Here is a 12,656-nt window from a genome sequence, read left to right on the forward strand (position 1 = left end):
CCGACGTTGGCGGGTTTCAGCTTATTGCGTCGGACGCTATGCTCCAAGCGCGATATCAAGTACTTAACATTGGGAGGCCTGGTTGCTCGAAGCGGAGAAGATCCTGATCACCGGGGCGACGGGCAAGATCGCGTTTCCCATCGCGCGCGCCCTGGCGGCAGCGGGAAACGAGGTGTGGGGCGCCGCGCGCCTGAAAGATGCGACGGCGCGGGAAAAACTCGTCGAGGCCGGCGTCAAACCCATCGCGCTGGACGTCGGCGCCGGCGAGTTCTCCAGTCTCCCCGAGGATTTCAGCTACGTCTTTCACGCGGCGGTCGACCCCGGCGCAGAAGACTGGGGCCGCTGCGTCGAAACCAATGCGCAGATGTCGGGCGAATTGCTCTACCACTGCCGCGCCGCCAAAGGCTTCGTGTTGTGCTCGACCGGGTCGATCTACGCGTACCAGGGACAGCGCCCCTTGACGGAGGCCGACCCGCCGGGGGTGCCGCTGCGCGCGAACTACAGCTTCTCCAAGGTTGCGGCGGAGGCGGTTTGCAGATGGATCGCCCGGCATTTTCGCATTCCGCTGACCATCATCCGGATCTGTTCGACGTACGGGCCGCAGGGCGGGGCGCCCGCCGACCGCCTCGATGCGATGCTGGCGGGCAAGCCCATTCGACTGCATCCCGACAAGCCGAACAACTACAACCCGATCTATGAGGACGACTACGTGGAACTCGGCATCCGCGCCATGGAAGTGGCCGCGACCCCGCCGGTCGTGGTGAACTGGGCCGGCAGCGAAACGGTCAGCGTCGAGGACTATTGCACGTTCATGGGTGAGCTGATCGGTGTCGAGCCCACCTTCGAATACACGCCCGACGCGCACACGCCGCTGTGGCCGGACGTCACCCACATGCACGAGGTGCTCGGCCGCACGAAGGTGCCGTGGCGCGAGGGCTTCCGCCGCATGATTGCGGCCCGTCATCCCGAAATAGCGCTGCCCCAGCACGATTCGACGCGACGGTGAGGACGAACGCGATGCATCTACCCGGCACACCCTCGGACGAGGTCACCGAAATCCTTGCCACGGGTAATGGCGGGATCAGCACCCTGTTCGTGTCCATGGCGACCCGGCACCCCGAGGGCAAGGACGCCGAATACCTGCGCTGGCACACCCTCGACCACCGCCCGGAACAACACCGGCTGGCCGCGGTGCGCGCCTCGTTGCGCCTGGTGTCCACGCCGGCCTGCCGCTCCGCACGCGCGCTCACCGAGGGGCCGTTGAGCGCGGTCGACCACGTGATGACCTACTTCTTCGCCGACGTCGCCGGCCTGCACGATTTCAACGAATTGTCCACCGCGCTCGGCAACGCCGGCCGCAAGCTTGCCTTGCTGCCACCGGTGGAGCGCGGCGTGTACGACGTCCAGCACAAGGCGGCGGCACCCGGGATCAAGGCCGGGTCGGACGTCCTGCCCTGGTTGCCCGCGCGGGGTGTGTACCTGTTGGTCGAACGCGGATCGGCATCGCCGGACCCGCTGCTCGACGTCGACGGCGTCACCGGTGTCTGGTCCGCGCTCTCGCGCCGGGTCGACGCCAAACTGGCCAGCGCTCAGGGCAATCAGTCGATCACGTACTGCTTCCTGGATGACGACCCGGTCGACACCGCGGAGCGGATGCGACCGGTGCTGACCGACCGCTGGGCCGATGACCGCGTCGAACCCTTGTTCGCCGCACCGTTTTTCGCGGTGGTGCCCTACGAATGGGATCGATATGTCCCCTAGACAGCGAGAGTCGAGGGTCGCGTGCGCATCGGCTTGATGGTCGGCTCCGACAAGGAGCGCGCGCGGGCGGACCGGCTGGCCGGGCTGATCGACGACGGGACGGGCGCCGAAAGCGCCGGCTTCGCCGCGTTCTGGATTCCCCAGGTTCCCGGCTACCTCGACGCGATGACCGCCGTGACGCTCATCGGGCAGGCGACCGATCGCATCGAGATCGGGACCGCGGTCGTGCCGATCCAGACGCGCCACCCGATGATCATGGCGCAGCAAGCCTTGACGACGCAGATCGCGTGCGGCGGGCGGTTCACGCTCGGCATCGGTCCGTCACATCATTGGATCGTCAACGGTCAACTGGGGCTGGCCTACGACCGCCCGGCGCGCCTGATGGTCGACTACCTCGACGTGCTGAACGCGTCGTTCGGGGGACCCGGCACCGTCGACGTCGACAACGAAAGCTATTGCGTCCATTCGCCGGTGGATGTCACGGACGCCTACGGCGTGCCCATCTTGTTGTCGGCGCTGGGACCGGCGATGCTGCGGCTCGCGGGTGAGCGGGCCGGCGGCACCATCTTGTGGATGGCCGACGAGCGCGCGATCGCGGACCACGTCGTCCCGCGCATCACCTCGGCGGCGACCGGGGCCGGGCGGCAGGCGCCACGAATCGTCGCCGGTGTTCCCGTCGCCCTGTGCTCGGCCAACGAGGTCGGCGATGCCCGCGCCTACGCCAGCGAGGTGCTCGGACACGCGGATTTCTCGCCGAACTACGTGCGGCTGCTGGAACACGGCGACGCCGAGGACGTCGGCGACACCATGGCGGCCGGCGATGAACAGGCCATCCTCGCCCGGTTGTCCCGCTACCGTGACGCGGGCGTGACCGACCTGGCGGCGCGAATTGTGCCGCTGGGCAAGGATGTTGGCGAGCGGGCCGACTCGCGGCGCCGGACCCAGGACTTCCTGTCGTCGCTGTGTCCGGAGTTGTGATCAGCGCGCCGGCAGGCCGAGGACCCGCTGGGCGATGATGTTGCGCTGAATCTCCGACGTGCCACCGGCGATGGTGCCCGCGTAGCTGCTGATGTAGCGGGCGAACCAGCCGGCGGTGAAAAGGTCGGGGGCGTAAGGGTTGTACGGGGCCGTCAGCCCCTTGGCGCGCAACCCGTCGGCGCCGGCCGCGTCCAGCGCGTGCCGCAGCGCGCTTTGCTCGGCCTCCGAACCGAAGACCTTCAGCACCGACAAGGCGGCGACGTCGACGTCGCCGTGGGCCGCGCGCCCCAGCGCCGCCGAACCGAGCAGCCGCAGCGCGTAGTAGTCCATCACAATGGTGGCGTAGTGGTCCGCGTTCAGCTCGTCGGCCGGCCGGTAGTCCTCGAGCAGTTGCTCGAGCCGGTTCGCGAACGCCATCCACATCAGGGTGCGTTCGTGGCCGAGCGACCCGTTGGCGACCCGCCATCCGCCGCCCCGCGGGCCGACCAGGTTGTCCGCGGGCACCCGGACGTCGTTGAAGAACACCTCGTTGAAGTCGAGCTCGTCGGGGTCATAGACCGAGGCGAAGGGGCGGCGCTGAACCCCGGGGGTTTCGGTCGGGATGAGCAGGGCACTGATCCCCTTGTGCCGCGGCGCATCTGGGTCGGTGCGAACGAAGGTCAGGATGACGTCGGCGTCATGGGCGCCCGACGTCCATACCTTCTGCCCGTTGACCACGAAGTGATCGCCCACCAACTCGGCCTTCGTCCGCAGCCCGGCCAGGTCGGAGCCGGCGCCGGGTTCACTCATTCCCAGTGAGGCGGTCTTGTCGGCCCGCAGAATCGGGACGGCCCAGCGCTGCTTTTGCTCCTCGGTCCCGAAGGACAGCAGCGACGCGGCGATGATGCCCACGCCTTGGGGGTTGAAGCAGTGATAGATCCGGCGCCGCGAGAGTTCTTCGCGGTGCACGAACTGCTGCAGGATGTCGGCGTTGCGGCCGCCGAATTCCGGTGGGTTTCCGGGCAGCAGCCACCCGTGGTCGAACTGGAGCCGCTGCCAGCGGCGCGACCACTCGGGCACATGCGAGGTCGACGAGGGGCGCTCCGCGGCCTGGGCCTCCGCCGGCAGATGTTCGTCGAGAAAGGCGACGAATTCCGCGCGGAAGGTTTCAACGTCGGCGTCAAAGGTGAGTTGCATGGTCGTTAAGATTCACGCCCGGAGAAGGTCAACGGGTGAATCCCCATTCGGCTTCGTTCTCTTCGGTTTTGAGATTCTCCGCCGGATCCTCGGCATCGGCGAGTGGCGGCTGGGGGGCGCGAGCGGTGCGCTGACCGATCTCGGTGATCGCGTGCACGGGGCAGTCCAGCAGCGCCCGCATGACCGCATCGCGGTCCGCTTCCGCGACCGTGCCATCGCCGATCAGGGATGCATACCCCCAGTCGTCCAGCGAGAAGTATCCCGGCGCGTGTTTGGCGCAGATGCCGAAGCCGTCGCAAATGGTGCGGTCCAGACGGATTTTCATGCGTGCCTCACAGCTTCCGCCTCGTAGGGGCGCTCGGCGTGGAACGCGCCGCGGGCGCAGTCCGGGCACGCGCCATCGACGTGCGCGCCGACTTCGTCCGGGAACTGATCGAGCAGGCTGGCGGCCACGTTGGTGGCGGCATCCAGGGTCGCGCAGGCCCCGCGCCCGCGCAGCACCACCGACCAGCGTCGCAGCCGCTCGACGTCCCCTGGGGTTGCGGCGCCGTCACGCAGGGCACCGGCCGCCGCGGCCATCGCCGCCGTGCCGTTGAAGCACGAGCCGCACTGTCCGGCGTTCTCGCGGTCGAAATAGGCCAGCACCGACGCCGCCACGGCGACGGGGCAGTCGTCCGTGATGACCGAGATCGCGCCGCAGCCCAGCCCGCTGCCGACCCGTCGCATCGTCTCGTGGTCCAGCGTCGTCTCCAGCACAGAGCGGTTGAGCAGGCCGGCGAAGTAGCCGCCCATCAATGCGCCGCGCACTTGGTCGGCCGGAACGCCGTGCAGGGCAAGCAATTCGGTGAACGGCAGGCCGTGGGGAAGCTCGTAGAGGACCGGCGGTCGCCCGGCCCCGGTGATGGTGGCCAGGAAGGTACCCGGCGACAGCGGCGTGCCCTGCGCGCGGAACGCCGCCGAGCCATGCCGCTGCAGGTAAGGCAGGTTCGCCAAGGTCTCGACGTTGCTCACCAAGGTCGGCCGGTCGTCGACGCCCGCCTCGAATGGGCGGGGCGGCTTGTCCGTTGGCTTGGCCGGGCCGCCATTGATCGCGCGGACGGCCGCGGTCTCCTCGCCGGCCACGTAGCCGGCCGGCACGGTCAGCATGGTGATCGGCACGCCGAGCGTGTCGGGGCCCAGTTCGCCCAGCGCGGTCTCGACGCTGTGCGCCGACTCCGCGTCCGACACATAGAGGTAGGCGCGGTCGGCGGCAACAATCGTTGCGGCCAACCGCAGCCCGTCCAATACCAGGTGCGGACGGTTGCGCAGCAGCCAGCGGTCCTTGATCGACGCCGGTTCTCCCTCTTCGCCGTTCGCGACCACGACGGGGCCACCGGTGTCCGCCATCAGGCGTCCGTTCTCGCGCACCGTCCGCAGTTTCACCGCAAGCGGGAACGCCGCGCCGCCCCGGCCGACCAGTCCGCTGGCCTCCACCTCGCTCAGCAACGCGTCGGTGTCGGTCATCGGGTGATAGCCGCCGGCCTGCCGGTAGGCGGCCAGGTCTTCCCGGCCGGCCTGCTCGGACAGCAGCCGCGGCGAGCACCCGGCGGGGACGGCGGTGGTGGTTGCGGACTGGGTGGTGTTCAAAGCTGGCCTGCCATCGTCTTAGTTAGGCTTGCACACATGCGAACTGCCGTGGTGCGTGTCAACGTCGACCCGGAAAGCGGGCTCACGCCCGCACAACTACGTGACGGCATGGCAGCTCTCCACGAGCTCGCGGCCGCGGCCGGCGACGACGTGGTCAAAAACGACCTCGCCACCATGCCGGTGCGCCGCCGCGAGGTCGAATTGCTCATCGCGGCCGAAGACAGCGGCGCCGCGCAGAACACCGCAATCGGACTGTGCGCCAAAGCTTTCGGCACCACCCCACGCCCGGGTGTGATCACCTTCGTCAGCCGGGGCACCAACGACGACGCACACGGGGTGCTGTCCGCCTTCGGGCTGACCGGTGACATCGAGCGAACCCCGGGCGACGACGGCTTCGACATCGTGCACGTGACGCTTCGGGAGAAAGACCTCGAACGGATTCCGGAAAGCCGTGTGCACACGGCGCTGGAGGCGTCGCTCAATTGCGAGGTCCACATTCGCACCCGGTAGGAACCACAAAAGACGACGTAGGGACATTACGAGCCCAGGAATTCCAGGATCGCGGGCGCCGCCTGCACCCACGTGTCGAACATGTTGAAATGCTGCACCCTGCCGGCGGCGCGGTCTTCGGACGCGCGCTCCCAGGCGTCCTCGGGCCAGGGCGGATCAATGAGCTTTGACCCCTTGATCAAGCAACTGACCTCCAGCGACGTCCGCTTGGGGTGATCCATGTCGTTCTCGCCGCCGCGAATGATCAAGGTGGGCACCTTGATCCGGTCGAACATCTCATCCTCGACGCCGGGAATCGTCTGCCCCGGCTTGGAAACGAACGCGTTGAGCCAGCGCAGCATCACCTTCAGGAATTCGTCTTTGTCGAAGTCGAGGAATCGCTGCTTGTTGTCCGGGTTCTCCTCGATGCGCTCCCGCCATTCGGCCACCTTCACCACGCCGTCCATGCCGGTGCCGCGCACCGCGAGGATGCTGGGAACGATGTAGAAGGAACCGAGCACGAAGGTGCCGTAGATGCCGCCGACGATGTTCCACACCACGAGCTTGGTGACCATCTCGGGGTAGAGCATCGTGGTGAGCATCGAATCCCTCGCCCCGCCAGAGCCTCCGGCGAGAATGCAGCGCTCGAAGCCCAGGCCGGTCACCAGCTTGTGCAGCGTCTCGGCGCGCATGTGGGATTCGCTTTGCCCGTAGAACTGCACATCCGAGGCGCCGCAGTTGGGCCGATCCCACAGCAGCACCCGATAGCCGCCCGCGACCAGGGCGTCGGCCAGCGGTCGCAGGCCGGGGATCTCCTTGCTGAACCGGCCGCCGGGCGTCAGGGCAATGAGATCTCCTGAGTCACCGAGGATTTCATAGACGACATTTCCCCCGTTGATCTCGATAGAAGGCACCCGATTCTCCTGTAGTTAGGCCTGTACCAAAACGTCGTTGCCGACGACGCGCACCGGGTAGGTGCGGATGCTCCATTCCGGCTTCACCGCGGTGGTGCCGGTCGCCAGCTCGAAACCCCACTGGTGCCACGGGCAGTAGATGTATTCCAGGTCGCGCACCATCACCGAGTCGCCGGGCGCGGTCTCGTCGACGACCGTGCGTCCCCGGGCGCGCCCCGAACACAGCGGACCGCCTTGATGGGGGCAGTAATTCGCGATGGCGTAGAAGGTGCCGTTGACGTTGTAGACGCCGACTCCGTGCCGCCCGATCGGTACCAGTTTGTGTGTGCCCGGCGGGATTTCGTCCACCGTGGCAACGACATGCTCGCGGCCCTGGGCGAGGCGGGGTTCGGGGCGCCTTGTGGTTGCCCCTTCCTCTTGAGTCGTCAATTCAGAGCACCCGGGTCTGACCCTCGAGAACCGGAACGGTCTCGGGCAGGTGATAGGTCGCGATGCCGTTTTTGTACATCACCGCGTCCCGCGCGTGCTTGGGTAGGTGCTTGACCAACCAGCGGGGGTCGTCGAACGTCCAGTGCGGGTAGTCCGAGGAGAAGAGCAGGATCTTCTCGCACTCCATCCATTCCAGCGCGCGGGTCAGCTCGGTCTTGTCTTCGGGGTAGTCCAGCGGCTGGGTGGTGAACTTGATGTGGTCCTTGACGTATTCCGACGGCTTGCGCCTGATGTCCAGCCACGACTTGCGGGCCTCGTAGATCGAATCCATGCGCCACATCAACGGCAGAATCCAGCTGAACGCGTGCTCGACAAACACGATCCGCAGCGTCGGGAAGCGGTCGAACGTTCCGTCGAAGATCAGGCTCATCACCTGGTTGGCGGCCAGCAGGGAGTAGGTGACCATGAAATCGTGGTTGTAGCTGGGGTACCCGACCGGCGGCATGGGCAGCTCGTCGAAGTGGCTGCGCGACAGGTGGCAACTCACGGTGATGTCGTGCTTGGTGGCGGCCGCCCAGATCGGGTCGTACTTGGGGTTGCCCCATGAGGGCCGTGGCTCGGCCTTGATCAGGATCTGCGCCATGTAGGGGTGTCCGGCCCAGCGCTCGATCTCGCGGACCGACTCTTCCGGCTCCTCGATGGCGAGGCAGATCGAACCGCGCCACCGTTCGTGCCAGTTGTTGTGGCTGTCCAGCCAGTGATTGGCCTGCCAGTCGTTGAGTGCGACCGACATCGCGTGCTGCGCTTCGGGAATGCGCGCCGGATACGCGGCCGGTTCCAGGATCGCGATGTCGGAGCCGGCCTCCATGATCAGCTGGCGGAACGCCAAGTCCGGGTCGCTGCAAGGGAACTCGCCGTTGGCGGGGAAGGAGTCCACCCGCATCGCGTAGGAGTGCGCGTAGTCCGGGGCGTCATAGTAGATCTGCTCACCCACGTTGCGGGTGAGGAAGTACTTGCTGCGCCAGGGCTCGGGGATGTACGGGAGGAGCTCTCCGCGCTTGGGTGCCGGGTGGACGTCCGAGTCGACGCACCGGACGGCGATGCGCTCGGCAGCGGGAAGCCGCTCCTGAGAGTGGGTCAACGTCATTCGAAACTCCTCAGTCTCAACGTCTTACTTCTACTGTGCGCCCACCCCGGCGGGAATGTCTATGCCGTAGAGCTGCGCCGCGTTACGCCAGCACAACTTCTCGCGCTGGTCGGGCGAGATCGCGCTGGGCAGCTTGGTGATATCGCCGCACTGCCAGTGCGGATAGCTGGAGCCGAACATCACCATGTCGTCCTTGCCGGTGAAGCCGAACCACTCGCCGGCGAACTCGACGTCGCCGGGGCCGTCGAGGCTGCCCTGGACGAAATACACGTGACCGGGCAGGTAGTCGCTGGGGATCCGCGGGGACCACGGCGTCTGCTCCAGGTGCGGCCGGCCGAACGTGTCCATCCGCCAGATGAAGGGCGTCACGAAGTCGGCGGCGCCATCGCCCCACACGAACTTGAGGCCGTCGAACCGCTCGAATACTCCCTCGGCGATCATGTTCATCAGGTGATACAGGTAGTTCAGCGCCATGAAGCTGACGTAGTGCTCGTAGGTCCGGGTGTTCCCGGATGGTGTCGGCGGAAACGCGACGCCCGACCCGACCTCGATGTGCGCGGCCACCGGCAGCCCGGCGTCGACCGCGGCTTCCCAAATCGGCCAGAACTGCGGTTTGCCGTACAGCTCGCGGGACTGCAACGGGACGCCGATCTGAACCACGCGGGGGTGGGAACGCCATCTCTCGATCTCCCGCAACGCGCCGGGGATGTCGTCGGGGTTCACCCGGATGGTGCCGCGGAACCGCTCGCCGAACTCGCTGGACTCCAGCCAGTTCGACACCATCATTTCGTTGTGCGCGGCGTGCAGCGCACTGCCCAAATGCCGGTCCGGCATGATGCCACGGCCCATCGGATGCAGGACCGCCACGTCGACCCCGCGCTTCGTAAAGAGTTCGGTGGCAACGAAATCCGGATCCGACCCCGGGTACTGCCGGTCCGGCCCCTCGGTGTTGGGCGCGTACTCCCCGCCGGGGGCGCCGTACCAGTCCATCTCGTAATCGGGGAAGCCGCGACTCTTGAACGGCTCCCGCAGGGTCTTCCGCAGCGCCTTGTTGGACGGGAAGAAGATGTGCACGCTCGCGTCGATTAGCGGTGTGCTTGTCCCGTCAGCGTGTGTGATCACGAGAGCCACCCTTCGGCTCCGGCGGCCAACAGCGAGCCGTGCGAGGTCATGTGAATAGCCAATCTAACATTTTGCTGAGCGCTCAATCAATAGGTTTTCGGTAAGCGTTCCGTTTAGTCGTTATAGCTGGTAGCGGGAATTTTGCGGGTTACTGAGCAAGTGTCGTTCTTCATTACGGATAATACCATTCTCCGGGTTGTCCAGGGATACGATCCGCGCGGCCTGCGCCGCGCGCACTCCTCACAAGCTCGCTGTGGCCGCCGCGCGAGCTAGGCCGGGGACGGGCCCACCGTGACGCCGGCGGCCCTCTCGAGCGGTTTGATCACCGTCGTGAAATCGGAATCGGGCCCCTCGTCGCGGGCGACGGCCTCCCACAGCCGGGCGGTCGCCTCCGCGACCTCGGCGGGCACGCCGAGCGCCTTGGCCTCGTCGAGGTAAAGACGCACATCCTTGACCATCAGGCCGGTGGCAAAGCCGTAGTCGAAGGTGCGCGGCAGGATCGCGCGGGGAAACTTGTCGCGGCTCGCGCTCGTCGCGCCCGACCCCGCGTTGAGCACCTCGATCATCACGCCCGGGTCGAGCCCGGCCTTGACCCCCATGACGACCACTTCGGCCGTCGCGGCCAAGACGTTGGCCGCCAGGATGTTGTTGGCCAGCTTCATCGTCTGCGCCGAACCGGGGGTGTCCCCGACATACACGGGCCGGCCGAGGGCGTCGAGCACCGTTCGGATGGCCTCGAATTCGCCGCGGGGCCCGGACACCATGAGCGCCAGCGTCCCCTTCTCCGCGCCGCCCACACCTCCGCTGACCGGGCTGTCGATCCGCGCGATGTTCCGTTCGGCGAGCAGGCCGTGGATCCGCATCGCCATTTGGCTACCGACCGTGGACAAGTCGACGTAGCGCTTGATCCGTTCGCCCTCGATCACGCCCGCCGGGCCGGTGGCCACCTCCAGCGACACCCCCGGTGTGGGCAGGCTGGCCAGCACCGTGTCGGCGCGATCGGCGACCTCGTGGGGTGACGATGCCGGGCGTGCCCCCAGCGCCACGACGCGCTCGAGCGCGGTGTTGCGCGTGTCGAAGGCGACGACGTCGTGCTTTTCCTGAATGAGGCGGCGGGCCATGGGAAAGCCCATATTTCCCAACCCGATGAAGCCGATCTCCATGATGCGCCCCTAGTCCCGGTCCAGCTCGGCGAACGCCTCGCGCGCGATGCGAAAGCTGTCGACCGCCGCCGGCACGCCGCCGTAGATGGCCACCTGCAGAAAGATCTCGCGAATCTCCTCGCGGGTGACACCGTTGGTCAGCGCCGCCCTGACGTGCATCCGCAATTCGTTGGGCCGATTGAGCACTGCGATCATCGCGAGGTTGAGCATGCTGCGGGTCTTGCGCGGCAGTTCGTCGCGACCCCACACGGCGCCCCAGCAGTACTCGGTGACGAGATCCTGCAGGGGCCCGGTGAAGTCGTCCGCTCCGGCCAGCGCGCGCTCGACGTAGTCCGCCCCCAGTACCTCGGAGCGGATTTGCAGCCCCCGCTCATAGGTTTCGCGATCCAATGCCGTCTCCCTTCAAAGCCGCACCACGACAGTCTTGGTGGCGCTGAATGTGTCGAGGGCTTCATAGCCCTTCTCGCGGCCGTAGCCCGATTTCTTGAAACCTCCGAACGGTAGTTCCACTCCGCCGCCGGCGCCATAGGTATTCACGTAAATCTGGCCCGCGTGGATCTGCGCCGCCAGCCGGTGCGCGCGGGACAGATCGGTCGTCCACACCGCGCCGAGCAGAGCGTATTGCGTGCCGTTGGCCAATGCGATCGCCTCGTCCTCGGTGCGGAACCGGTGGACGGTCAGCACCGGCCCGAAGATCTCCTCCTGCGCGATCGCTGACGAGGGGTCGGCGTCGTCGATGATCGTGGGACAGAAGTACGCACCGTCAGTCAGGCGCGGATCGTCAGGAGGTGCCCCGCCGCAAAGGATTTCGCCGTCGACATTATCGGCGAGCATGGATCGCACCCGCTGCTGCTGCTTTCGGGAGATCAGCGGTCCGAGGTCGTGGTCCTCGACTCCGGGCCCAATCGTGGTCGACGACAAACGCATGCGCACCATCTCGACCAGGGTGTCGTGGATCGTGTCGTGTACCAGCAGACGTGAGCCGGCCGAGCATGTTTGACCCGCGTTCTGCAGAATTGCCTTCGCGATCGACTCCGATGCGCGGGCCAGATCCGCATCGGGGAAGACGATCTGCGGGGATTTGCCGCCCAACTCCAGCGTCGTGGGTGTCACCCGATCCGCCGCGGCGTGGGCGACCACGGACCCGATTTCAGTCGACCCGACAAACCCCAGGTGATCGACGTCGGGGTGTGCCGTCAGGGCGGCGCCGGCTTCGGCGCCGATCCCGGTCACCACGTTGAACACCCCGGGCGGGAGCCCGGCCTGCACCGCGAGCACGGCGAGTTCCACTGCCGTTCTGGGTGTTTCGTCGGCGGGCTTGACCACCGCGCAGTTGCCCACCGCGATGGCGGGAGCCACGGCACGGGCGAGCAACTGCATCGGGTAGTTCCAGGCGATGATGTGACCGGTTACGCCGAATGGCTCGCGTCGGGTATACGCGTGTAAATCCGTTGCGAGCGGGATGGTTTGGCCGTAGTAGGAGTCGATGGCGTGGCCGTAGAAACGGAAGTAACGCCCGGCAACGCCTGCATCCCCGCGCGCCTGGCTCAGCGGCTTCCCGGTGTCCTCGCTTTCGATCCGGGCCAACTGTTCGTGATTCTGGTCGATGAGATCGGCGATCCGCGTCAACAGGATCGCGCGTTCCTCGGGTGACGTGTCTCGCCAATGGGCCGACGCCGCTCGGGCCGCGTTGACGGCGCGATCTGTTTCGTCAAGCCCGCCGCGCGCCACCGGACCGAGGGATCGTCCGGTGGCCGGATCGATGTTTTCGTACACGTCCGCCGATGCCACCGATTCACCGTTGATGAATGACTGCGTGATGGTCACGGTGCTCCTTGACGTCCTTCGTCG

14 protein-coding genes are annotated in these 12,656 nt (G+C 66.8%); 4 read left to right on the top strand and 10 right to left on the bottom strand.

Annotated elements, in window-relative coordinates; translation table 11 throughout:
- The first annotated feature begins 82 nt into the window (after window positions 1-82).
- From W7S_RS03870 to W7S_RS03880, 3 genes are read left to right on the top strand one after another with little or no spacing between them, the layout of a single operon-like run.
- A complete protein-coding gene (locus W7S_RS03870; protein WP_008253696.1) occupies window positions 83-1,006 on the top strand; it encodes an NAD(P)-dependent oxidoreductase in 924 nt (307 codons plus the stop codon).
- Window positions 1,007-1,017: 11 nt separating this feature from the next.
- Window positions 1,018-1,761, top strand: a complete 744-nt coding sequence (locus W7S_RS03875; protein ID WP_014710977.1) for a hypothetical protein — start codon at window positions 1,018-1,020, stop codon at window positions 1,759-1,761.
- A gap of 21 nt (window positions 1,762-1,782) precedes the next feature.
- Window positions 1,783-2,739: an LLM class F420-dependent oxidoreductase gene (locus W7S_RS03880; protein ID WP_014710978.1), complete on the top strand. Its 957-nt coding sequence runs from the start codon at window positions 1,783-1,785 to the stop codon at window positions 2,737-2,739.
- Here W7S_RS03880 and W7S_RS03885 read toward each other — a convergent pair whose 3' ends face one another.
- Genes W7S_RS03885 through W7S_RS03895 form a run of 3 tightly spaced genes read right to left on the bottom strand, consistent with a single transcriptional unit; the run spans window position 2,740 to window position 5,541 of the window.
- A complete protein-coding gene (locus W7S_RS03885) occupies window positions 2,740-3,915 on the bottom strand; it encodes an acyl-CoA dehydrogenase family protein (RefSeq protein WP_014710979.1) in 1,176 nt (391 codons plus the stop codon).
- Window positions 3,916-3,943: 28 nt separating this feature from the next.
- Window positions 3,944-4,240, bottom strand: a complete 297-nt coding sequence (locus W7S_RS03890; RefSeq protein ID WP_008253702.1) for a ferredoxin — start codon at window positions 4,238-4,240, stop codon at window positions 3,944-3,946.
- Window positions 4,237-5,541: an NADH-ubiquinone oxidoreductase-F iron-sulfur binding region domain-containing protein gene (locus tag W7S_RS03895; protein WP_014710980.1), complete on the bottom strand. Its 1,305-nt coding sequence runs from the start codon at window positions 5,539-5,541 to the stop codon at window positions 4,237-4,239. Before W7S_RS03895 ends, W7S_RS03890 begins: the two co-directional genes overlap by 4 nt.
- A 36-nt stretch (window positions 5,542-5,577) precedes the next feature.
- Between W7S_RS03895 and W7S_RS03900 the strand changes: the two genes are divergently transcribed.
- Window positions 5,578-6,051, top strand: a complete 474-nt coding sequence (locus tag W7S_RS03900) for a hypothetical protein (RefSeq protein WP_014710981.1) — start codon at window positions 5,578-5,580, stop codon at window positions 6,049-6,051.
- 26 nt (window positions 6,052-6,077) lie between these two features.
- Here W7S_RS03900 and W7S_RS03905 read toward each other — a convergent pair whose 3' ends face one another.
- The 7 genes from W7S_RS03905 to W7S_RS03935 form a co-directional block, all read right to left on the bottom strand.
- Window positions 6,078-6,944 carry an alpha/beta fold hydrolase gene (locus W7S_RS03905; protein ID WP_014710982.1) on the bottom strand — a complete coding sequence of 289 codons (867 nt, stop codon included), beginning with the start codon at window positions 6,942-6,944 and terminating at the stop codon, window positions 6,078-6,080.
- A gap of 15 nt (window positions 6,945-6,959) precedes the next feature.
- Entirely contained in the window at window positions 6,960-7,373 is a 414-nt protein-coding gene (locus W7S_RS03910; protein WP_041297751.1) for a Rieske 2Fe-2S domain-containing protein, read from the bottom strand.
- Window position 7,374: 1 nt separating this feature from the next.
- Window positions 7,375-8,520 (bottom strand): amidohydrolase family protein, encoded by a 1,146-nt coding sequence (locus tag W7S_RS03915; RefSeq protein ID WP_014710984.1) that lies wholly within the window; start codon window positions 8,518-8,520, stop codon window positions 7,375-7,377.
- Window positions 8,521-8,550: 30 nt separating this feature from the next.
- Window positions 8,551-9,642, bottom strand: a complete 1,092-nt coding sequence (locus W7S_RS03920) for an amidohydrolase family protein (RefSeq protein ID WP_041297753.1) — start codon at window positions 9,640-9,642, stop codon at window positions 8,551-8,553.
- A gap of 269 nt (window positions 9,643-9,911) precedes the next feature.
- Window positions 9,912-10,805: an NAD(P)-dependent oxidoreductase gene (locus W7S_RS03925; protein WP_014710986.1), complete on the bottom strand. Its 894-nt coding sequence runs from the start codon at window positions 10,803-10,805 to the stop codon at window positions 9,912-9,914.
- A 9-nt stretch (window positions 10,806-10,814) separates the two neighbouring features.
- Entirely contained in the window at window positions 10,815-11,195 is a 381-nt protein-coding gene (gene pcaC / locus W7S_RS03930; RefSeq protein WP_014710987.1) for a 4-carboxymuconolactone decarboxylase, read from the bottom strand.
- Between the two features lie 12 nt (window positions 11,196-11,207).
- Window positions 11,208-12,632 carry an aldehyde dehydrogenase family protein gene (locus tag W7S_RS03935; protein ID WP_014710988.1) on the bottom strand — a complete coding sequence of 475 codons (1,425 nt, stop codon included), beginning with the start codon at window positions 12,630-12,632 and terminating at the stop codon, window positions 11,208-11,210.
- Window positions 12,633-12,656: the final 24 nt, after the last annotated feature.

Origin of the sequence: Mycobacterium sp. MOTT36Y, from assembly GCF_000262165.1 — a bacterium.
Taxonomy (GTDB): Bacteria; Actinomycetota; Actinomycetes; order Mycobacteriales; family Mycobacteriaceae; genus Mycobacterium; species Mycobacterium intracellulare.